This is a genomic window from Microbacterium sp. VKM Ac-2923, from assembly GCF_022815605.1.
Classification (GTDB): domain Bacteria; phylum Actinomycetota; class Actinomycetes; order Actinomycetales; family Microbacteriaceae; genus Microbacterium.
The window spans coordinates 114,221-136,199 of sequence record NZ_JALGRP010000003.1; the positions used below are offsets into that span (position 1 = coordinate 114,221).

Genomic DNA, 21,979 nt, shown 5'->3' on the forward strand with positions numbered 1-21,979 from the left:
CCGGGCCCTTCTCGTTCGGGGTCAGACGGCCTTGCCGAACTGGATCGCGCGCACGATCTGGAAGACGCCGAGGATCACGAGCGAGATTCCGATCAGCAGGAACAGCGTGACAGCGCCGAGGAGCGGCGAGAACAGCAGCACGATGCCCGCGAGGATGCTGATGATCGCGAAGAAGATCGTCCACGCCCGCGCCTTCGACCCGTGCCCGACTGTGGTGAGCGAGACGACGCCCTCGATGATCCACAGGATGCCGACGAGGGTGCCGATGAAGACGCCGAACCACGCGGTCGTGGCCGAGAGGTTCGCGAACGAGAAGATGCCGGCGACGATGAACAGGACGCCGAGCACGAGGTAACCGATGCGGGACCAACCGGAGCGCCAGAACAGCCCGACGGCGATGTTCACGAGGCCCGCGATGATGACGTAGACCGAGAGGATCCCGACCGCCACCTCCGCGGTGCGGCCGGGCCAGACGAGGATCAAGACGCCGATGACGAGCGAGAGGACTCCGCTGACGCCGAGCGCCGTGCGCACGGCTCCGATAGCGGGGTTGGACGTGGTGGCGGAAGACATGGCGAGCCTTTCTGAATGAAACCTGAGAACAGGTCTCACCTTAGACCTGAGGGTTTACGCGCGCGAGCCGTCACGTGGGGGAGTGCTGCAGCAGGAGGGCGACCGTGAAGAGGACGGGCAGGCATCCGAGGGTCGAGATGAAGACGACGTCGCGGGAGAGAATCTCGCCCACGCCGTACCGCTGCGCGAAGTTGAACACGTTCTGCGCCGTCGGCAGTGCCGCCAGCACGACCACGATGAAGATCTGGTCGTCGGGCAGGCCGAACAGGGTCGCAACACCCCAGGCCAATGCCGGCATGGCGAGGAGTTTGAGCACCGACGCGATGACGACGTCGACCCGGCGACCCGGCTCGGTGAGCACCCGTTGTCCGTAGAGCGACATGCCGTACGACATCAGCAGAACAGGCACGCACGCGCCGGCGATGAGATGCAGGGGGTCGAAGACGATGGGCGGCAGGTCGACGTCGATCAGCGCCACCACCACGCCCAGGGCGGAAGCGATGAGCATCGGGTTCTTCGCCGTCTGCAGCAGGATGCGCGCGATGTTGCGCGAGCCGGAGGTCGCGGCATCCAGGATCGACAGCGCGATCGGCATGAGCACGAGCAGCTGGAAGAGGATGACGGGAGCCGAGTACGCGGCGTTTCCGAGCATGTACAGCGAGATCGGGATGCCGATGTTGTTGCTGTTCACCTGCCCCGCCGACAAAGCGCCGATGACCGTCTCACCGACTCGGCGTCGCAGGATCAGAGCCGAGATCAGCGCGTACAGGGCGATGATGACCGCCGCGGTGATCATCGACACCGGCAGGAGGGCCGAGAACAGCGTCGCCACGTCGGCCTTCGCGAGCACCGTGAACAGCAGGAACGGCGACAACACGTAGAAGGTCAGCCGGCTCAGCACGTGCCGCGCGTGGGGCCCCAGCAGATCGATGCGCGCGATGACGTAACCGACGACGACGGCCAGGCCGACGACCGCGAAGCCGGTGAGCACGCCCGTCATGCGCGGTGGCGCCGTTCGCGACGGGTGGGTGAGTCGGGCATCGGTTCGAGCGTACCGGGAGTCCGTTCGTTGGACGGATGCCGATGGCTCGTCGTCCCTGGCTCCTCGGGGTCGCTGCGGCCTGAACCGGGTAAGCCGATAATGCACATTATGTCAGTTTGAACGCGCGGATGCGTGACCGACGATGCGCCCCTCCTCGTCCGCCCCCGCGACGAACCGCTAGCGCCGACCGCTTCGTCGATCCCTGTCGAGCGACTTCCATTGCAGGAAGGTGCAGAGGTTGCTGGCGACGACGTACTCGGCGGCGAGGCTGGCGAGATCGTGCACCGACATTCCGAGGTCGGCGGGATGCTCGGTGAGAGTCAGCTCCCACATCGGGTCGTCGTAGCTCCGCGGCTTCATGAAGATCGAGGCGGAGGCGTTGCGCAGACGCAGGATGACGAGCCCGGTGTCCTCGGTGTGCGTGTCTTCCTGCGGGGCGACCGTGATCGAGCCCGCAATGCAGTGCTCTTCCCGTTCGAACTCCTTCACCCACTCCTCGAGCTGCTCACGGGAGCGGCGGGGCGGCGAGTCTTCCAACGGGTGCATGCTCGGATTATCGCATCCACGTCGCCGAACTCCCCGATCCTTGTCTTCGTCCGGGTGAGTTGGCAAGGGGGGCGGCTGGGAGGGGATGCGGGTGACACGATGGTCACACGTCGTCCCTCGACGTGACGAACCCTGCAACGACGATCGTGCCTGGAGCACTGCGTCGGAGGTCCTGATGGGAATTCTCCCCCACCACTCGACAGAGAGTGTCGAGTACGAAGACGGTGCGCGCGTGCACCTCCTGGTGCGTGCATGGTGAACAGCATCGAGCGAGTGCACCTCACCGTTGACAGCATCACGTACGCTCTCGGTCCGCTCGAGAGCCTCGACGATCTTCGAAGTCAGGTTCTGCGTGCCGCTCGCGCGGCGGGCGGATTCCTGAACGTCACCGTCGACGGCGGGCAGCGTTTGAGTTTCTTCGTGACGGCGGCGACCTCGATCGTCATCGCCGTGGACACCGTTCGACTGCACGCGAACACCGCGGACGGAGATCGACCGACCTACCACCCCGAAGTCGTCGGAGACTACGACGACGGCGACGTCCCCTTCGACGTCATCTGACGGCGGCCGGGAGGTGTCCGCCGCCCTTTTTGCGAGTGGTGAGGCGGCGTTCGACTCCCCCGTCGCGCCGGCCGGACGGTCAACGCAGCACCTCGACCAGGACGATCCACGAGATCATCAGGGCCACCGCGATCGATGTCAGGGCGCCGATGGCGAGGGCGACGAGTCCCGCATCCGGCAACCCCGTCAGCAGCAGGACGCCGCCGATGGCATACGTGGCCGGAACGAGGAATCCCAACCCGCTCTTCAGGCTGCGCAGGCGGTTCAGCGGGTCGCGATCGGCGAGGATCCGGCGGGTCGCGTCGACCGCGAACGCCGCGGCGATCAGGGCTCCGACGGATGCAGCGACGCCGTGGACGCCCGCGGGTAGCCCCGGCGCCAATCCGAGTGCGCAGATGACGAGGGCGAGCACCAGGCCCGAAATGGCCGTGCCGAGACGAGCGGTGAGCGCCGGCGCCTTGACGATCTCGCCGATGTTGACGCTCGCCGCGACGATCACCAGACCCGCGAGCGCCGCGGTGGCACCGACGAGCGCGACGTTGAACTCGTTCCAGTCGCCCATGATCGGATGCTAGCGCTCCGCGCACGGCGCCGTCATCCTCCGAGGACGCCGTCACTACGCTGGTCGCATGCCCGACGATGATTCCGAGACGCAGGAGGAGCGCGCTCTCCGCGCGATCGCCAACATGCAGGCCGGCGCCGACATCCCCGACGAGGCCCTGCGACTCTCGAACGACTACACCGACCGGCAGACACGCCGGCTGAAGCTCTGGCTCGCGCGGATGACCGGACGCGGGTGACCTGCGCGCGGTCGCCGGTCACTCCCCCGAGCGCACCCACCCCGAAGTGACGCCCAACACCCGGGCGCCGTCGAGATCCGCCAGCGACAGGCTGGCGAAGCGCGCCGCCGCCTCGGACGTCTGCCAGCGGAATCGCGGCGCGGACGTGGTCGCCGCTTCCACCACCGTCTTCGCGGCATCCTCCGCCGACTGCGCGGACGCGAAGGACCGGGCCGCGCGGTCGAGGTAGGCCTGCTGCTGGCTGGCGTAGGGACCGGCGGGCGCGCGGTGGGCCGACTCCGTGAACGACGAGGCGACGGCGGCCGGCTCGACGATCGACACCTCGACGCCGAAGGGGGCGACCACCGGGGCGAGCGACTGCATGAGGCCCTCGACGGCGAACTTCGCTCCGCAGTACGCGTCGGCGAACGGCTGCCCCACCGCTCCCCCGACGCTCGTCACCGTGACGATGCGGCCGTTCCTGCGCTCGCGCATTCCGGGGAGCACCAGTCGAGTGAGCCGCGCGACCGAGAGGTAGTTCGTCTCGAGTTGCTCCTGCAGGTCGGCGTCGGTCAGCTGTTCGAGCGTTCCGACGGCGCCGCGGCCGGCGTTGTTGATGAGGATGTCGACGCGATCCACCGCGTCGACGAGCGCCCGCGCGGCCGCGGCATCCGTGACGTCCAACGAGCGGATGTCGAGCTCGACACCGGCGTCGGATGCCGCGGCGCGCAGGGCGTCGGCGCGCGAGGCATCGCGCACGGTGGCGACCACCTCGATCCCCGACTGTGCGAGTCCGACGGCCGTGTGGAGGCCGATGCCGCTGGAGGTGCCGGTGACGATCGCGAGGGTCATGTGGACATCGTGTCGCAGACCGATCTGCGTGGGCTGTGCATCTTCGCTAGTCCCCCACCCGCTTCACCTGGATGAGAAAGGCCCCCGGCTCGCGGTCGCTGTCGAGATCGATGCGCAGACCGCGGTCCGCCACCTCGACGGGCAGGGCCGTCACCGCACCGCACGAGAACGGGACGGGGTCGCCGATCGCGGTGCCGGTGGCCGTCCAGAGAGAGGCGGTCACCGTCTGCGGACCCGCGCAGCGGAGGGTCACGTCGTAGACGCCGGGCTCGACCGTGCGGTTCTCGTTGCGGAACGGCGCCACACCTCCGGGATCGCCGAACGTGCCCCACGATTGCCAGACGTACTCGCCGACCTCCGCGGCGGAGACCACGTCGTCGAACGTCCCCGCCCAGGCATCCGGGGTGGACGTCGTCGGCGCGGACGTGGGTGCCGGGGTTGTGGGAGGAGCCACATCGTCCTCTCCCCCGGTGCACCCGGCCAGGGCGAGCCCCGCGACCACGACGGTCGCGGTGGCGAAGAGACGCGCGGTCGATGTCGGCATCCGCCGATCCTAGGCACCCGTACGTGTCCTGGCCAGACCCGCGCGCGGGCGTGCGAGGACTACTCGCCCGGTGTCAGCTCCACCCACTGCCCGCCGAACTTCGCCGCACGACCATCGCCCGAGGAGGTGCCCGCGAGGCGCCGACGCACCCAGGGGCCCACGTGCTCGCGATAATACGCCGAGCCCTTCAGACGGTCGATCTCCGGGATCTCGCGCAGGCGCCACCACTCCCCCGGAGGGGTGAACCCGACCGCCTCGATGACACGCGCAGCAACGCGGTGGTGTCCGCGGGCGTTCATGTGCAGCCGGTCGACCGACCAGTAATCGCCGCCCGCCAACTCGCGGTCGAACCAGTTGTAGGCGGTGATGACGTCGGTCCGCGATGCGAGCCGCTCTTCGACCGCGCTCGACAGTCGATCGCCCCGCACCTGCAGCACGCGACCGAGCGGGAGCCCCGCCGAGGGATTCGCACCCGACAGCACGATCAGCTGCACGCCTTCTTCGTCGCACCGCCGAAGCACGTGCGCGAAGATCCCGACGATGCGCTCCAGGTCCGCGCGCGGGCGCAGCATGTCGTTGCCCCCGCCATTGAACGACAGGTGCGTCGGTCGTAGCGCCAGCGCGGGCTCGAGCTGCTGGTCGACGATCGGCTCGATCAACTTGCCGCGGATCGCGAGGTTGGCGTACTGGATCGGCTCGCCGGCGGCATCCGCCCATCCCTGGGCCGCCAGGTCGGCCCACCCCCGGACGGTGCCGTCGGGCAGTTCGTCGCCGACTCCTTCGGTGAACGAGTCGCCGATCGCGACGTAGCGGACGGATGCCATGCCCCGAGCCTACGTGGGCCGCCGCCGCCGCCCTGTCAGGGCCGGATTTCGGGGTTTGGGGCGTCTATCGCGCTTCGAGGCGGGATTCGCCCGCCCCGAACGGCCGAAGTCGCCCCGAACCAGAAACGCTCGCGTGTACGGGGGCCGGGGCGCCCCGCTTCCGCGGATCGGGTTCGAGGCGGATCGGTGATTGCGGGGCGGAATTCTCACGCCCCGACCGGTGGAACGCGCCCCGAACGTCGGCAACTGACGTCGGCTACGCGAGCGACCGCCCGCGCTGCTCGCGCACGAAGAGCGCCGCGACCACCGCGACGGCGAAGAACGCCGCGAACACGACGAACAGCAGCGGCGCCCCACCGACGCCGAGCAGCGGGGGCACGGCGAGAGGAGCGAGGATCGACGCGATGCGACCCACCCCGGCGGCCCAACCGGCGCCCGTCGCCCGCAGGGCTGTGGGATAGGTCTCCGGTGTCACCGCGTACAGGGCGCCCCACGCGCCGAGGTTGAAGAACGACAGCATCATGCCGGTCGCGATCACCGCCACCTCTCCCGACGCGGTCCCGAACAGCACCGCCGCCACCGCGGACCCCGCGAGGAAGGTCGCGAGCGTCGCTCGCCGCCCCCACGCCTCGATGAGCCACGCCGCCAGGGCGTATCCGGGCAGCTGCGCGAGCGTGATGATGAGAGTGAAGCCGAAGGAACGCACGAGGTCGTACCCCTGGGCGACGAGGATCGTCGGGATCCAGATGAACGCGCCGTAGTACGAGAAGTTCACGCAGAACCACAGCACCCACAGGCTCGCGGTGCGGGCGCGGAGAGCCGGAGCCCACAGCGCGCGGACGCGCGGGCGAGCGGCGGGAACGGATGCCGCGACGCCCTCCGTCGAGGCTTCCAGGGTGATGCGACCCGCGGCCGCCTCGAGGTTGCGCACGATGACGATCGCCTCGGCATTCCGACCCCGCGATGCGAGCCAGCGCGGGGACTCGGGAAGGCCCCACCGCACGATCAGGGCGTAGACCGCGGGGATCGCGCCGAGCGCGAACGCCCAGCGCCAGCCGTCGGCCGAGGCCGGCACCACGAGGTACCCGATCACCGCGGCGGCGGTCCACCCCACTGCCCAGAACGCCTCGAGGAACACGATGACCCGGCCCCGCATACGCGCCGGCGCGAACTCGCTGACGTAGGTCGAGGCGACGGGGAGCTCCGCGCCCAGGCCGAGTCCCACGATGAAGCGCAGCACGAGCAGGGCGGCGAGACCTCCCGCGAGCGCACTGGCCCCCGTCGCGAGACCGTAGACGAGCAGGGTCAAGGCGAAGACGTGACGTCGGCCGAAACGATCGGCGAGGAGTCCTCCGACGCTGGCGCCGATCGCCATTCCGGCGAAACCAGCTGATGCGATCCACGACGCCTCGGTCGGGGCCAGCTGCCACTGCACGCTGAGCGCCGCGATGACGAACGAGATGAGCCCGACGTCCATGGCATCCAGGGCCCACCCCAGACCCGATCCGCCGAGGATCCGCCCGTGCCGCCGCGTGAACGGGAGCGCGTCGAGGCGGTCGGACACCCGGAGCGTGTCGGTCGTCGCACTCACCGGCGACGTCACCGGATGCCGGAGAGGTCGCCGGCGACGCGAGAGCCGCTGTCGGCGAGCATCTCGTGGACGAGCGGCAGCACCCGTGTGCCGTACAGCTCGATGCTCGTCATGAGTCGGTCGTGCGCGATGGAGCCGCTGGCGAACTTCAGCTGGAAGCGGGTGTTGCCCAGAGCCTGCACGGTCGCGACGATCTTGCGCGCGACGGTCTCGGGGGAACCGATGTACATGGCCCCGTCCGGGCCGACGTCCTGCTGGAAACGCAGGCGGTTGTACGCCGGCCAGCCGCGTTCGCGACCGATGGTCGTGTTGAGCTCCGCCACGCCCTCGTAGGCCTCTTCCCACGCCTGCTGGTCGGTCTCGGCGATGTGGCCCGGGGAGTGCACCGAGATGGGCAGCTGCTCCTTGCCGAGTTCCTGCAACGACCGGCGGTACAGATCGGCGTAAGGGCGGAATCGCGCGGAGGAGCCGCCGATGATGGCGAGAACCAGTCCGTATCCGTAGCGCGCGGCGCGAACGACCGACTCCGGGGAACCGCCCACGCCGACCCACGCCGTCAGGCCCTTCTCGGTCTTCGGGTAGACGTCGGCGTCCTGGAGCCCTGCGCGCGTCCGTCCCGACCAGGTGACGGGCTTCTCGTCGAGCAGGAGCGAGAAGAGTTCGAGCTTCTCCTCGAACAGCTGCTCGTAGTCCGCGAGGTCGTAGCCGAACAGCGGGAACGACTCGATGAACGACCCGCGGCCGAGGATGACCTCCGCGCGACCGTTCGAGACGGCGTCCAGCGTGGCGAAGCGCTCGAACACCCGCACGGGGTCATCGCTCGACAGCACCGTCACGGCGGTGCCGAGGTGGATGTTCGTTGTGCGGGCCGCCGCGGCGGCGAGCACGATCTCGGGGCTCGTGACGGCGAAGTCCTTGCGGTGGTGCTCCCCCACCCCGAAGAACGACAGGCCCACCTGATCCGCGAACACCGCCTGCTCGACGACGTTGCGGATGGTCTGCGCATCCGACTGCAGCGACCCGTCGGCGGCACGCGAGATGTCTCCGAAGGTGTCGAGTCCGAGCTCGAGGGGACGGTCGTCCATGGGGTCTCCTTGCATTCAGATGCATGAACTTTACGGGATGCCGATTCATTCCCGCGCATCGCGCCGGTGCCCGGCCGCGCGCTGCGCACCGAACGACGGGCGAGGGGCGCCGCGCCACCGACGCCCCTCCCGGAATCAGCCGGATGCCAGGGCGGCACGCAGCGTGTCGAGACCGACGCCGCCGATGTCGAGGGCCCGCGTGTGGAACTGCTTCATCGAGAAATCGGCGCCGCGACGCTCCTGCTCCTCGTCGCGCACCTGCTCCCAGATGCGCTGACCCACCTTGTACGAGGGCGCCTGTCCCGGCCAGCCGAGGTAGCGGTTCACCTCGAAGCGCACGAACTCCTCGCTCATGTTCACGTTCTTCAGCATGAAGGCCAGGGCGTAGTCGTGATCCCAGGTCCCGGTGCCGTCGAGGCGCGGCTTCTGCAGGTGCACACCGATGTCGAGCACCACGCGCGCTGCGCGCATGCGCTGACCGTCGAGCATGCCGAGGCGGTCGGCGGGGTCGTCGAGGTAGCCGAGCTGCTCCATCAGGCGCTCCGCGTACAGCGCCCAGCCCTCGGCGTGGCCGCTCGTGCCGGCCAGCAGGCGCCGCCATGAGTTCAGCTCGGCGCGGTTGAACACCGCCTGCGCGATCTGCAGGTGGTGCCCCGGCACGCCCTCGTGGTACACGGTGGTGAGCTCGCGCCAGGTGTCGAAGGTGTCGACGCCCTCGGGCACCGACCACCACATGCGGCCCGGCCGCGAGAAGTCGTCGGTGGGACCGGTGTAGTAGATCCCGCCCTCGTTGGTCGGGGCGATCATGCATTCGAGGCTGCGGATGGGCTCCGCGATGTCGAAGTGCGTGCGGCCGAGCTCCTCGACGGCCTTGTCGCTCGTGCGCTGCATCCACTCCTGCAGGGCCTTCGTTCCGCGGAGCTTGCGCGACTCGTCCTTCTCGAGGAACGCGACGGCTTCCTCCACACTCGCGCCGGGCAGGATCTCGTGGGCGATCGCCTCCTGCTCGGCGACCATGCGGGAGAGTTCTTCGACACCCCAGTCGTACGTCTCGTCGAGGTCGATCTCCGCGCCGAGGAAGTGACGGGAGTGCAGGGCGTAGAGGTCGCGCCCGACGGCATCCGTGTCGCCGGCGGCCGGTGCCGCCTCGGATGCCAGGAAGCTCGCGAGAGCGTCGTAGGCCAGACGCGCGGCGTTGGAGTTCGTCGACAGGTCGCGGGCGAGGGATGCGGGAAGCTGCCCCTGATCGGGGGCGGCGTCGCCGACGAACTCGGCGAAGAAACCGGTGTCGGAGGTGTAGCGCGCGATCTGCGTGACCACCTCGGTCACCTGGCGACGGGCAGGGACGACCCCCTCGGCGATCCCGCGGCGGAGGGTGGCGACGTACCCCTCGATGGCCGCCGGCAGGGCCTTGAGACGCTCCGAGATCGTCGCCCAGTCCTCGACGGTCGCGGTGGGCATGAGGTCGAAGGTGGCGCGGATGTCCTGGGCGGGCGATGCGATGACGTTGAGATCGCGCAGGTGCGTCTTCGCCTCGTGCTTCTCGATCATCAGGTCGAGTTCTCGGCCCAGATCCATCTTGGTGACGGTGTCGATGGGGTCGACGGGCTGGGCGGCCTCGAGGGCGGCCCGGGTCGACCGGGCGTCGGTGATGAGAGCCTCGGCTCCCTCCGGGCTGTAGTCGCCGAAGCGGCCGTTGTGCTCGAAGCGACCGATGTACGTCGCGAGCGTCGGCTCGCGCTCGGCCAGGGTGTCCACCCACGCGTCCGCGATCGTGTCGACCGGCGTGGGGGTGCGGTTAGCGTCAGTCATCTTCCGAGCCTAGGCATCTCGCGGCGGCGGCGCACACCCCCCACCCGTACGGCCCTCCCGCCTAGTGCCCCGCCTCGTCCCAGTCGCCGCCGCGGCCGATCTGCACGTCGAGCGGCACGGTGAGCTCGGCGGCGTCGGCCATGCGCGCGCGCACGATCTGCTCCACGGCATCCCACTCCCCCACGGCCACCTCGACGACGAGTTCGTCGTGGATCTGCAGAAGGACGCGCGAGCGCAGTCCCGTCGCGGCCAGTTCGCCCCGGATGCGGAAGAGCGCGACCTTCATGATGTCGGCGGCGCTGCCCTGGATGGGGGCGTTGAGTGCCGCGCGCTCGGCGTTCTCGCGCAGCACGCGGTTCATACTCGTCAGATCGGGGAACGGGCGGCGGCGGCCGAAGATCGTCTCCGTGTACCCGTCCTGACGGGCCTGCTCGACCGACCCGCGCAGGTAATCGCGCACCGCGCCGAAGCGGGCGAAGTACTCGAGCATGAGCTTTTTGGCCTCGGACTGCTCGATGCGCAACTGCTTCGACAGCCCGAACGCCGACAGACCGTAGACGAGGCCGTACGACATCGCCTTGACCTTCGTGCGCATCGCGGGGGTCACGTCGGCCGGCTCCACACCGAAGACGCGCGCGCCGACGAACCGGTGCAGGTCCTCGCCCGAGTTGAACGCCTCGATGAGCCCCGGGTCGCCTGACAGGTGCGCCATGATGCGCATCTCGATCTGCGAGTAGTCGGCGGTCAGCAGCGTCTCGTAGCCCTCGCCGACCTCGAACGCGGCGCGGATGCGACGGCTCTCCTCGGTGCGGATCGGGATGTTCTGCAGGTTGGGGTCGGTGCTCGACAGGCGGCCCGTCTGGCTTCCGGTCTGCACGTACGTGGTGTGGATGCGCCCGTCGGCACCCGTGGCGGTGTCGAGGGCGTCGATGATCTGCTTGAGCTTCGTCGCCTCGCGGTGGCGCAACAGCAGGTCGAGGAAGGGGTGGTCGGCGCTCTCTTGCAGGTCGGCGAGGGCCGCGGCATCCGTGGTGTAGCCGCTCTTGGTCTTGCGCGTCTTGGGCAGCTGCAACTCGTCGAACAGCACCTCTTGAAGCTGCTTGGGAGAGCCGAGGTTCACCTCGTGGCCGATCGCCGCATAGGCGTCGCGCGCGAGCGCATCAGCGCGCGCGCCGAGCTCGGACGAGAACCCCGAGAGCTTGTCGTGCGAGACGGCGACGCCGGCGAGCTCCATGTCGGCCAGCGCGCTGAGCGTGGGCATCTCGATGTCGTCGAGCACCGCGGCCACCCGCTCGGGCATCTCGGCCCTCTGCGCCTCGGCGACGCGCCGCGTGAACCACGACAGCTGACCGGGAGTGGCGCCCTCGGTCTCGGGGACGAGTTGCGTCGGATCGGCGACGGGCAGCTTCTCGTCGAGGGTGCGCTCGACGAGATCGGCGAGCGTCTTATCGGGAAAGCTCGGACGCGTGAGCCAGCCGGCCAGGATGACGTCGAATGCCACCCCTCCGACCGCCACGCCGTCGCGGGCGAGGGCCTTGACCTGCGGCTTCGCGTCGGCGAACACCTTCGGCGCATCGGATGCCAGCCACTCGGTGAGCGCGTCGCGGACGGTCGGAGTCCAGTCGGCCTCGACCGCGGCGTCGGCGGAGGCCAGGCCGATCTGCACCGGGGCTGCGCCCGCCAGGGTCAGGGTCACGCCGATGGCGCCCTCGGCGGACGAGACCCAGGCGGCGAGGGCGGCGGCGTCGAGGCGCGACGGGCTCGGAGCAGTGGCCGTGGGCCGTGCCTCTTCGACCTCGCCCGCATCACCCCCGAGGGCGTCGAACACGCGCGGAAGGAGTGTTCGGAACTCCAGTCGCGCGAAGATGTCGCGCACCGCCTGCGCGTCGAGGGGCTTCACCGCGAGGTCCTGCGGGCCGACCGGCAGCTCGACGTCGCGCAGCAGGCGGTTCAGCGCCCGATTGCGCCTGACCCCGTCGAGGTGTTCGCGGAGGTTACTGCCCACGACGCCGGTGATCTTGTCGGCGTTCTCGAGCAGCGCCTCGAGCGACCCCCACTGCGTGAGCCACTTCACCGCCGTCTTCTCGCCGACCTTGGGGACACCCGGGAGGTTGTCGCTGGTCTCGCCCACGAGGGCGGCGATCTCGGGATACTGCGCCGGCGGCAGCCCGTACTTCTCGACGACGGCGTCGGTGTCGTACCGCTTCAGCTGCGATACGCCCTGCACGTTCGGGTACAGCAGCGTGATGTCGTCGGTGACGAGCTGGATGGTGTCGCGGTCGCCCGAACAGACAAGCACGGTGAAGCCCTGCTCCTCGCCCTGCGTGGCGAGGGTGGCCAGGATGTCGTCGGCCTCGAAGTCTTCCTTCTTCAGCACGGGCACGCCCATGGCTTCGAGGCACTCTTGCAGCAGCGGGATCTGCCCTTTGAACTCCGCGGGCGACTCGCTGCGGTTCGCTTTGTACTCGGTGTACTCGCGGGTGCGGAACGACTGCCGGGAGGTGTCGAAGGCGACGGCCAGGTGAGTCGGCTTCTCGGCCTTGACGAGGTTCACGAACATCGACAGGAAGCCGTAGATGCCGTTGGTGTGCTGCCCGTCCTTCGTCGAGAAGTTGTCGACCGGCAGGGCGTAGAACGCTCGGTAGGCCAGCGAGTGGCCGTCAACGACGAGGAGAGTAGGCTTTTCGGCATCCGTCACCTCTCCAGCGTAACGAGAACCACGGACACTCCCCCGGCCCCGGACCCCCGAAGGCGATGATGACCTCCACGACCTCCGATGACACCTCCGGTCTCGACTGGGCGCATCTGCGCGGAATGGGCGCCCTCGCCGAGAAGATGGGCATCGAGTGGGTGGAGTTCTCGGTCGAGCGCAGCGTCGCCACCATGCCCGTCGAGGGCAACACTCAGCCGGTCGGCCTCCTCCACGGCGGCGCCTACGTGGTGCTCGGCGAATCGCTGGGGTCGATGTCCGCCAACCTCTGGGCCGGCCCCGGTCGCCTCGCGGTCGGCATCGACATCAACGCCACGCACACGCGTTCGGCGACGTCGGGGACCGTGACGGGCGTCTGCACCCCCGTCCACCTCGGGCGCTCTCTGACCGTCCACGAGATCGCGGTCTCCGACGAGCAGGGCCGGCGATGCTCGACGATCCGCATCACGAACATGATCAAGGACGCCCCGACGAGCTGACACCCCAGGGTGGCCGGTGGCTTCGACAGGCTCAATCGCCTCGCCGGGGAGGCCCCGGAGTGCGTCGATGGGTCGGGTGGCTTCGACGGGCTGAGCCACCTCGCCGGGGAGGACCCTGAGCTCGTCGAAGGGTCCGGGCACCAACAGAAAATGGATGCCACCGAGGTGGCATCCATTTCGCGTTCGGGGTCGAGTCAGCCCTTCTTGGGGGCCAACTGCTCGATGATCGCCTTGGCGACGTCCTGCATCGTGAGACGGCGGTCCATCGACGCCTTCTGAATCCAGCGGAATGCCTCGGGCTCGGAGAGACCCATCTTCTCGTTGAGCAGACCCTTCGCGCGGTCGACGAGCTTGCGGGTCTCGAAACGCTCGACCATGTCGGCGACTTCGGCCTCGAGCGTGATGATCTGCTCATAGCGGGCCAGGGCGATCTCGATCGCCGGAAGCAGGTCGTTGGGCGTGAAGGGCTTCACGACGTAGGCCAGGGCGCCGGCCTCGCTCGCACGCTCGACGAGCTCCTTCTGGCTGAAGGCCGTCAGCAGCACGACGGGGGCAATGTGGTTCTTGCTGAGCTTCTCGGCGGCGCTGATGCCATCGAGCTGCGGCATCTTCACGTCCATGATGACGAGGTCGGGGCGCAACTCCGTGGCCAGTTGCACGGCGGTTTCGCCGTCACCGGCTTCGCCCACGACGTCGTAGCCGTTGTCGCGGAGGATCTCGACGATGTCGAGGCGGATGAGCGACTCGTCTTCCGCAACGACGACGCGACGGGGAGCCGCAGGTGCGCTCGCGGGAACGGCTTCTTGATCAGTCACGGAACCATCCTAAGTCTGAAAGGGCAGGACGCCCTTGATCGCACGGCTTGCTGTACGGGTACCGGTGGTGGGACTCGAACCCACACGTCTTTCGACAGAGCATTTTGAGTGCCCCGCGTCTGCCATTCCGCCACACCGGCAGGTGTTGCGCTCCCAACCTACCGGGCCGGGAGCACGACGACGCGCGCCGGATCGGCCGGCGCGCGTCGTCGGTGCTCACACTTCTTGGTAGCCGGGAGCTGCTCCGTGTACGGCGTCGCCCACGCGGTGCACGCGCAGGTCGTTCGTCGAGCCGGCGATTCCGGGAGGGGAACCCGAGATGACCACGACCTTGTCGCCGACCTTGGCCAGGTCGTGCGAGAGCAGGTAGTCATCGACCTGCAGGAACATCTTGTCGGTGTGCGACACGTGCTCCACCAGAGTCGAGCGCACCCCCCACGTCAGCGCCAGCCGACGACGGATGCCGGGCTCGGGCGTGAACGCGATCATCGGGATGGTCGAGCGCAGGCGCGACATGCGGCGGGCCGAGTCGCCCGACTCGGTGAAGACGCAGAGGTATTTCGCCTCGACGAAGTCGGCGACCTCGACGGCGGCGAGCGTGATCGCGCCACCCTGCGTACGGGGCTTGTTGGTCAGCGGCGCGATGCGCTCGAGACCGTGCTCCTCGGTCGACTCCACGATGCGGGCCATCGTCTCGACGACGACGACCGGGTAGTCGCCGACGCTGGTCTCGCCCGAGAGCATGACCGCGTCCGCGCCATCGAGCACGGCGTTGGCGACGTCGGAGGTCTCGGCGCGGGTGGGCACCGGGTTGCTGATCATCGACTCGAGCATCTGCGTCGCGACGATGACCGGCTTGGCCATGCGGCGGGCGAGTTCGACCGCGCGCTTCTGCACGATCGGCACGGCCTCGAGCGGCAGCTCGACGCCCAGGTCGCCGCGGGCGACCATGATGGCGTCGAAGGCGTCGATGATCTCTTCGAGGTTGTCGACCGCCTGGGGCTTCTCGATCTTGGCGATGACGGGGACGTAGCGTCCCTCTTCGGCCATGATCTCGTGCACGCGCACGATGTCGGAGGCGTCGCGCACGAAGGACAGCGCGATGAGGTCGGCTCCGGCTCGGAGGCCCCACCGCAGGTCGGCTTCGTCCTTCTCGCTCAGCGCCGGGACGTTGACCGCGACACCGGGAAGGTTGATGCCCTTGTTGTTCGACACCGGGCCGCCGACGATGACCTCGGTGGTCACGACGGTGCCGTCGGTCTCGACGACGCGCACGCGCACCTTGCCGTCGTCGATGAGCAGGAAGTCGCCGGGGCGGACGTCCTGGGGCAGGCCCTTGAACGTCGTGCCGACGATCTCCTTGGTGCCGAGGATGTCCTCGACGGTGATCTTGAAGATGTCGCCGGGCAGCAGGTCGTGGGGACCGTTCTCGAACTTGCCGAGGCGGATCTTGGGACCCTGCAGGTCGACCAGGGCGGCGACCGGGCGGCCGGCGTCTTCTGCGGCCTTGCGCACGTTGGCGAAGTTGGCGTCGTGCACGGAGTAATCTCCGTGGCTCAGGTTGAGGCGGGCGACGTCCACCCCGGCGTCGATGATGGCGCGAACCATCTCATACGACGACGTGGCGGGCCCGAGTGTTGCGACGATCTTGGCGCGTCTCATCCGTTTTCAAGCTCCGTGAGGATTTTCGGGAAGTGGCCGATCGGCCCTTGCCAGCTTAGGCGGGCAGGAGGCCGATGGCGACATCGGTGGGGCGCACCGGTGCGGGGAGCACCGTCTCGCCCATGAGGAATGTGTCGACCTCGGCGGCGGCCGCGCGGCCTTCGGCGATGGCCCACACGATGAGGGACTGTCCGCGACCGGCGTCGCCGGCGACGAACACGCCCGGAGTGGTCGTGGCGTAGGTGGCGTCGCGCTCGACGTTGCCGCGGCCGGTGAACTGCGTGCCGAGCTGGTCTTCGAGGTGCTCGCGCTCGGGACCGGTGAAGCCCATGGCGATGAGCACCAGGTCGGCCGGGATCTCGCGCTCGGTGCCGCTCTTGGGCACGCGGCGGCCGTCGACGTACTCGGTCTCCGCGACACGCAGGGCGCGGACCTCGCCCGCGGCATTCGCGAGGAACTCCACGGTGGAGGCGAGGAACGAGCGCTCCCCGCCTTCTTCGTGCGCCGATGCCATTTCGAACAGGTTCGGCATCATCGGCCACGGCTGCTCGATCGGACGCTCCGACGGCGGCTGCTTGCCGATCGCGAGGTTCGTCACGCTGAGGGCACCCTGGCGGTGCGCGGTGCCGATGCAGTCGGCGCCGGTGTCGCCACCGCCGATGACGACCACGTGCTTGCCCTGGGCCGAGATCTGCTGCGGGACCTGATCGCCCGCAACGGCCTTGTTCCCCTCGATGAGGTACTCCATGGCGTAGTGCACGCCGTCGAGGTCACGGCCCGGGATGGCCAGGTCTCGCGGCACCGTGGCGCCGGTGGCGACGACCACCGCGTCGTAGCGCGCACGCAGGTCGCTCCACGAGATGTCCGTGCCGATCTCGACTCCCGCGCGGAAGCGGGTGCCCTCGGCCTGCATCTGTCGCAGTCGCAGCTCGAGGTGGCGCTTCTCCATCTTGAAGTCCGGGATGCCGTACCGCATCAGTCCACCGATGCGGTCGTCGCGCTCGAACACGGCAACGGTGTGACCGGCGCGCGTGAGCTGCTGGGCCGCGGCGAGGCCGGCGGGTCCGGATCCCACGACGGCGACGGTCTTGCCGGTCAGGCGCTCCGGCGGCTCGGGCTCGACCCAGCCGTTGGCGAACGCCTCGTCGATGATCGAGACCTCGACCTGCTTGATCGTGACGGCCGGCTGATTGATGCCGAGCACGCACGAGCTCTCGCACGGCGCGGGGCAGAGCCGACCGGTGAACTCGGGGAAGTTGTTGGTCGCGTGCAGCCGTTCGATCGCGGCGCGGCCCTCGCCGCGCCAGGTCAGGTCGTTCCACTCCGGGATGAGGTTGCCGAGCGGGCATCCCTTGTGGCAGAACGGGATGCCGCAGTCCATGCAGCGTCCGGCCTGGCGACGGATGACGGCCGAATCCCCCGGCTCGTACACCTCTTTCCAGTCCATGATGCGCACGGGCACCGGTCGACGCTTCGGGAGCTCGCGCTCCGTGGTCTTGAGAAAGCCCTTCGGGTCAGCCACCCGTCACCTCCAGGATGCGTGTCCAGACGACGTCGCCGTCGGGGTCGAGCCCCTCGGCGATCGCGTCCTGACGGGTCTGCAGCACGGCGGCGTAATCGCGCGGCAGCACCCGGACGAAGTTGTCCACCTCGGTCTCGAAGTCGTCGAGCAGACGACGGGCGAGGGTGGAATCGGTTTCTGCGACGTGCTTTGCGAGCAGGTCGCGCAGGATCTCGGCATCCCCGGATCCGAGGGGGCCGAGCTCGAGTTCACCGGATGCCATGGCTTCGCGGTTCACAAGATCGCGGTCGAGGTCGTACACGTAGGCCTGACCGCCCGACATCCCGGCGCCGAGGTTGCGGCCCGTGGCGCCGAGGATGACGGCGAGGCCACCGGTCATGTACTCGAGCGCGTGGTCTCCCACGCCCTCGACGACCGCCGTCGCACCGGAGTTGCGCACCAGGAAGCGCTCGCCCACGACACCGTTGAGGAACATCTGCCCCTGCGTGGCGCCGTAACCGATGACGTTGCCGGCGATGACGTTCTCGGATGCCGCGAACGACGACCCGCGCGGCGGGCGCACCACGATCGTGCCGCCGGACAGTCCCTTGCCGACGTAGTCGTTCGAGTCGCCTTCGAGGCGCAGGGTGATGCCGGCGGGCATGAAGGCGCCGAACGACTGGCCGGCGGAGCCGGTCAGGCGGATGTCGATGGAGTTCTCGGGCAGGCCGTGCTCTCCCCGCGCCTTGGTGACGTGGTGGCCGAGCATGGTCCCCACCGCGCGCGCGGTGTTGCGGATGGGCAGGTCGACCGTGAGCTGACCGCCGTGGGCGATGACGTCCTGGGCGCGCTCGATGAGCTGCACGTCGAAATGGTCCTCGAGCTCGTGGTTCTGGTTGCGGCCGTGGCGGCGGGGCTCGTCGTCGGCGAAGCGCGGTCCTTCGAGGATCGGTGCGAGGTTGAGGCCGCGCGCCTTCCAGTGCTGGATCGCCTCGTTGGCGTCGAGCAGCTCGGCGCGGCCGACGATCTCGTCGATCGAGCGGTAGCCGAGGGCGGCGAGGTATTCGCGCACCTCTTGAGCGATGAACTCCATGAAGTTGACGACGTACTCGGCCTTGCCCGTGAAGCGCTGGCGCAGCACGGGGTTCTGCGTCGCGACACCCACCGGGCAGGTGTCGAGGTGGCAGACGCGCATCATGATGCAGCCCGAGACCACCAGCGGTGCGGTGGCGAAACCGAACTCCTCGGCGCCGAGCAGGGCGCCGATGATGACGTCGCGACCGGTCTTCATCTGGCCGTCGACCTGCACGACGACGCGGTCGCGCATACCGTTCAGCATGAGCGTCTGCTGCGTCTCGGCGAGACCGAGCTCCCACGGCGTCCCCGCGTGCTTCAGCGAATTCATCGGGCTGGCACCCGTGCCGCCGTCCTGACCGGAGACCAGGATGACGTCGCTAAGCGCCTTGGCGACGCCGGCGGCGACCGCACCGATCCCTGACTGGCTCACCAGCTTGGTGTGGATGCGTGCGCGGGGGTTGGCGCGCTTGAGATCGAAGATGAGTTGTTTCAGGTCTTCGATGGAGTAGATGTCGTGGTGCGGCGGCGGCGAGATCAGACCGACACCCGCGGTGGCGTGGCGCGTCCGCGCCACCCAGGGGTAGACCTTGGTCGGCGGCAGCTGACCGCCCTCGCCGGGCTTGGCGCCCTGCGCGAGCTTGATCTGGATGTCGTCGGCCTCGGTCAGGTACAGGCTCGTCACACCGAACCGACCGGATGCCACCTGCTTGATGGCGCTGCGGCGCGTGGGGTCGAGCAGACGATCGACGTCTTCGCCGCCCTCACCCGTGTTGCTCTTGCCGCCGATCTGGTTCATCGCCACGGCGAGCACCTCGTGCGCCTCTTTCGAGATCGAGCCGTAGCTCATCGCACCGGTCGAGAACCGCTTGACGATCGCCGAGACGGACTCGACCTCGTCGATCGGCACGGCGGGGCGCAGGCCCGTGCGCAGACCGAACAGACCACGGAGGGTCTTCAGCTCGTGAGCCTGGTCGTCGATCAACTGCGTGTACTCGCGGAAGATGTCGTACCGACGCTCGCGCGTGGCGTGCTGCAGGCGGAACACCGTGTCGGGGTTGAACAGGTGCGGGGCGCCGTCGCGACGCCACTGGTACTCGCCACCCGTCCACAGGCGCTCGTGCGCGCGCGCCGCGGCATCCTGGGGGTAGGCGTACTCGTGACGTGCGGCGTTCTCGGCCGCGATGATGTCGAGTCCGACACCGCCGAGCTTGGACTCGGTCCCGGTGAAGTACGCCTCGACGAAGTCGCGCGACAGTCCGACGGCCTCGAACACCTGCGCGCCGGCGTACGACGACACCGTCGAGATGCCCATCTTCGACATGATCTTCAGCACGCCCTTGCCGAGCGCGTAGATCAGGTTCTTGACGGCCTTCTCCGGGGTGATCTTGGTGATGAAACCGGCCCGCACGAGGTACTCGACGGTCTCCATCGCCAGGTAGGGGTTGACCGCCGAGGCGCCGTAACCGATCAGAGTGGCCACGTGGTGCACTTCGCGCACGTCGCCGGCCTCGACCACGAGGCCCACCTTCATGCGGGTCTCTTTGCGGATGAGGTGGTGGTGCACGGCCGCGATCATGAGCAGGGACGGGATCGGCGCGAGGTCCTTGTTGGAGTCGCGGTCGCTCAGCACGATGAACTCGGCGCCGTCCTCGATGGCCGCGTCGACCTCGGAGCACATCTGCACGAGACGCTTCTGCAGACCTTTGTGGCCGGCTTCGACGCGGTAGAGCCCGCGCACCGTCACCGACGACCGGCCCGGAAGGGCGGTGTCGATGTGCTGGATCTTGGCGAGTTCGTCGTTGTCGATCACGGGGAAGTCGAGCGTCACCGTGCGGGTGTGCTCCGGTCCCCACGAGAGCAGGTTGCGCTCGGGTCCGAGACCCAGCGACAGCGACGTGACGACCTCTTCGCGGATCGAGTCCAGCGGCGGGTTGGTCACCTGAGCGAACTGCTGCGAGAAGTAGTCGAACAGCAGTCGCGGACGGTCGCTCAAGACGGCGACGGGCGCGTCGCTTCCCATCGCACCGAGAGGTTCTGCGCCGCCCTGCCCCATGGGCGTGAGGAGAATGCGCACCTCTTCTTCGGTGTAGCCGAAGGTGCGCTGACGACGGGTGATCGAGGCGATGGGGTGCACGATGTGCTCGCGCTCGGGCAGCTCGCTGAGCTTGACTCGGCCCTTGTCGACCCACTCCCCCCACGGCTGGAGAGCCGCCAGGTCGGACTTGATCTCCTCGTCGTCGACGATGCGGCGCTGGGCCGTGTCGACGAGGAACATGCGGCCGGGCTGGAGCCGACCGCGGCGCTTGATGCGCTCAGGCGCGAAGTCGAGCACGCCGGTCTCGGAACCGATGACGACGAGGCCGTCGGTGGTCTCGGTCCAGCGCCCGGGGCGCAGGCCGTTGCGGTCGAGGGTCGCGCCCACGAGCGTGCCGTCGGTGAAGATGAGCGCGGCCGGGCCGTCCCACGGCTCCATCTGCATGGAGTGGTAGTCGTAGAAGGCGCGCAGATCAGGATCGATCGTGGCCTGCTTCTCGTACGCCTCGGGCACCATCATCAGCACGGCGTGCGGAAGGCTGCGTCCGGTGAGGGTCAGAAGCTCCAGCACCTCGTCGAAGGATGCCGAGTCGCTGGCGCCCTCGGTGCAGATGGGCAGCAGCGGACGCACGTCGCCGATCAGCTGGGATTCCAGCTGCGACTGGCGCGCCCGCATCCAGTTTCGGTTGCCCTTGACCGTGTTGATCTCGCCGTTGTGCGCGAGCATGCGCAGCGGCTGTGCGAGCGGCCACGACGGGAAGGTGTTGGTCGAGTACCGCGAGTGCACGACGGCGAGCTCGGATGCGAAGCGCTCGTCCTGGAGGTCGGGGTAGAACGGCTCGAGCTGGAGCGTGGTGACCATGCCCTTGTAGCCCAGAGTGCGGCTCGACAGCGACACGAAGTACGCCTCGATCTCGTGACGGGCGCGCTTGCGCAGCCGGTAGACGCGACGGTCGAGAGCGATGCCCGACAGCGCCGGTTCGTCGCCGACGGCGGGACGCGAAACGAACAGCTGCTCGAAGGCGGGACGGGCGTCGTAGGCGAGCTTGCCCAGGTTCTCGGGCTCGACGGGCACCTCGCGCCAGCCGAGCACCTCGAGGTTCTCGTGCCGCGCGAGCTCTTCGATGCCGGACTTCATGGCGATGCGCTCGTCGTGGCCGAGCGGCAGGAACACCATGCCCGCGGCGTACTCGCCCACCGGCGGCAGGTCGAAGTCGACGACGGCGCGCAGGAAGGCGTCCGGCATCTGGGTCAGGATGCCGGCGCCGTCTCCCGTGCCCGCGTCGGAGCCGATGGCTCCGCGGTGCTCGAGGTTGCGCAGCGCCGTCAGCGCCAGATCGATGATGTCGTGACCGGCTTCGCCGCGGAGGGTGGCGACCATGGCGAGGCCACAGGCGTCTTTCTCGAACGACGGGTCGTACATTCCCTGTCGGGCCGGGAATGAGCCTCCGACGGTGTCGGAACGCAGGCTGGAAGCCATATCAACCGTCCT

18 protein-coding genes and 1 tRNA gene are annotated in these 21,979 nt (G+C 68.8%); 3 read left to right on the forward strand and 16 right to left on the reverse strand.

Annotated features, from left to right (window positions below; translation table 11 throughout):
- Nucleotides 1–21: 21 nt before the first annotated feature.
- The 3 genes from MT347_RS06410 to MT347_RS06420 form a co-directional block, all read right to left on the reverse strand.
- Entirely contained in the window at nucleotides 22–573 is a 552-nt protein-coding gene (locus MT347_RS06410) for an HdeD family acid-resistance protein (RefSeq protein ID WP_243499271.1), read from the reverse strand.
- 70 nt (nucleotides 574–643) lie between these two features.
- Nucleotides 644–1,573, reverse strand: a complete 930-nt coding sequence (locus MT347_RS06415) for an AEC family transporter (protein ID WP_243499273.1) — start codon at nucleotides 1,571–1,573, stop codon at nucleotides 644–646.
- A 219-nt stretch (nucleotides 1,574–1,792) separates the two neighbouring features.
- A complete protein-coding gene (locus MT347_RS06420) occupies nucleotides 1,793–2,161 on the reverse strand; it encodes a hypothetical protein (protein ID WP_243499275.1) in 369 nt (122 codons plus the stop codon).
- A gap of 252 nt (nucleotides 2,162–2,413) precedes the next feature.
- Between MT347_RS06420 and MT347_RS06425 the strand changes: the two genes are divergently transcribed.
- Complete coding sequence (locus MT347_RS06425) at nucleotides 2,414–2,722, forward strand: hypothetical protein (protein ID WP_243499277.1); 309 nt, start codon at nucleotides 2,414–2,416, stop codon at nucleotides 2,720–2,722.
- 79 nt (nucleotides 2,723–2,801) lie between these two features.
- Here MT347_RS06425 and MT347_RS06430 read toward each other — a convergent pair whose 3' ends face one another.
- Entirely contained in the window at nucleotides 2,802–3,284 is a 483-nt protein-coding gene (locus MT347_RS06430; RefSeq protein ID WP_243499279.1) for a hypothetical protein, read from the reverse strand.
- Nucleotides 3,285–3,351: 67 nt separating this feature from the next.
- Here MT347_RS06430 and MT347_RS06435 point away from each other — a divergent pair, with 67 nt between their 5' ends.
- A complete protein-coding gene (locus MT347_RS06435; protein ID WP_243499281.1) occupies nucleotides 3,352–3,522 on the forward strand; it encodes a hypothetical protein in 171 nt (56 codons plus the stop codon).
- Between the two features lie 18 nt (nucleotides 3,523–3,540).
- Here MT347_RS06435 and MT347_RS06440 read toward each other — a convergent pair whose 3' ends face one another.
- The 7 genes from MT347_RS06440 to polA form a co-directional block, all read right to left on the reverse strand.
- Complete coding sequence (locus MT347_RS06440) at nucleotides 3,541–4,353, reverse strand: SDR family NAD(P)-dependent oxidoreductase (RefSeq protein WP_243499283.1); 813 nt, start codon at nucleotides 4,351–4,353, stop codon at nucleotides 3,541–3,543.
- A 46-nt stretch (nucleotides 4,354–4,399) separates the two neighbouring features.
- Nucleotides 4,400–4,897 carry a hypothetical protein gene (locus MT347_RS06445; protein ID WP_243499285.1) on the reverse strand — a complete coding sequence of 166 codons (498 nt, stop codon included), beginning with the start codon at nucleotides 4,895–4,897 and terminating at the stop codon, nucleotides 4,400–4,402.
- Nucleotides 4,898–4,956: 59 nt separating this feature from the next.
- Nucleotides 4,957–5,721: an SGNH/GDSL hydrolase family protein gene (locus tag MT347_RS06450; protein ID WP_243499288.1), complete on the reverse strand. Its 765-nt coding sequence runs from the start codon at nucleotides 5,719–5,721 to the stop codon at nucleotides 4,957–4,959.
- Nucleotides 5,722–5,977: 256 nt separating this feature from the next.
- Nucleotides 5,978–7,312, reverse strand: a complete 1,335-nt coding sequence (locus MT347_RS06455; RefSeq protein WP_243499290.1) for an MFS transporter — start codon at nucleotides 7,310–7,312, stop codon at nucleotides 5,978–5,980.
- 8 nt (nucleotides 7,313–7,320) lie between these two features.
- Nucleotides 7,321–8,397 carry an LLM class flavin-dependent oxidoreductase gene (locus MT347_RS06460; RefSeq protein ID WP_243499292.1) on the reverse strand — a complete coding sequence of 359 codons (1,077 nt, stop codon included), beginning with the start codon at nucleotides 8,395–8,397 and terminating at the stop codon, nucleotides 7,321–7,323.
- 135 nt (nucleotides 8,398–8,532) lie between these two features.
- On the reverse strand, nucleotides 8,533–10,209 hold the full coding sequence (locus MT347_RS06465) for a DUF885 domain-containing protein (protein ID WP_243499294.1): 1,677 nt from the start codon (nucleotides 10,207–10,209) through the stop codon (nucleotides 8,533–8,535).
- Nucleotides 10,210–10,270: 61 nt separating this feature from the next.
- Nucleotides 10,271–12,907, reverse strand: a complete 2,637-nt coding sequence (gene polA, locus MT347_RS06470) for a DNA polymerase I (RefSeq protein WP_243499296.1) — start codon at nucleotides 12,905–12,907, stop codon at nucleotides 10,271–10,273.
- 59 nt (nucleotides 12,908–12,966) lie between these two features.
- On the opposite strand from polA, the gene MT347_RS06475 reads away from it, so the two are divergent.
- Nucleotides 12,967–13,398: a hotdog fold thioesterase gene (locus tag MT347_RS06475; RefSeq protein ID WP_243499298.1), complete on the forward strand. Its 432-nt coding sequence runs from the start codon at nucleotides 12,967–12,969 to the stop codon at nucleotides 13,396–13,398.
- Between the two features lie 194 nt (nucleotides 13,399–13,592).
- Here MT347_RS06475 and MT347_RS06480 read toward each other — a convergent pair whose 3' ends face one another.
- The 5 genes from MT347_RS06480 to gltB all read right to left on the reverse strand — a co-directional run bounded on the left by MT347_RS06480 (nucleotide 13,593) and on the right by gltB (nucleotide 21,967).
- Nucleotides 13,593–14,213, reverse strand: a complete 621-nt coding sequence (locus tag MT347_RS06480) for an ANTAR domain-containing response regulator (protein ID WP_243499300.1) — start codon at nucleotides 14,211–14,213, stop codon at nucleotides 13,593–13,595.
- 59 nt (nucleotides 14,214–14,272) lie between these two features.
- Nucleotides 14,273–14,353 (reverse strand) — tRNA-Leu (locus tag MT347_RS06485).
- Nucleotides 14,354–14,429: 76 nt separating this feature from the next.
- The gene (gene pyk, locus MT347_RS06490) at nucleotides 14,430–15,875 is read right to left on the reverse strand and encodes a pyruvate kinase (protein WP_243499302.1); all 1,446 of its coding nucleotides are present in this window, start codon (nucleotides 15,873–15,875) and stop codon (nucleotides 14,430–14,432) included.
- 55 nt (nucleotides 15,876–15,930) lie between these two features.
- Nucleotides 15,931–17,397, reverse strand: coding sequence for a glutamate synthase subunit beta (locus MT347_RS06495; protein ID WP_243499304.1), 1,467 nt, complete (start codon nucleotides 17,395–17,397; stop codon nucleotides 15,931–15,933).
- Nucleotides 17,390–21,967, reverse strand: coding sequence for a glutamate synthase large subunit (gene gltB / locus MT347_RS06500; RefSeq protein WP_243499306.1), 4,578 nt, complete (start codon nucleotides 21,965–21,967; stop codon nucleotides 17,390–17,392). The genes MT347_RS06495 and gltB overlap by 8 nt, the downstream gene beginning before the upstream one ends.
- Nucleotides 21,968–21,979 lie beyond the last annotated feature (12 nt).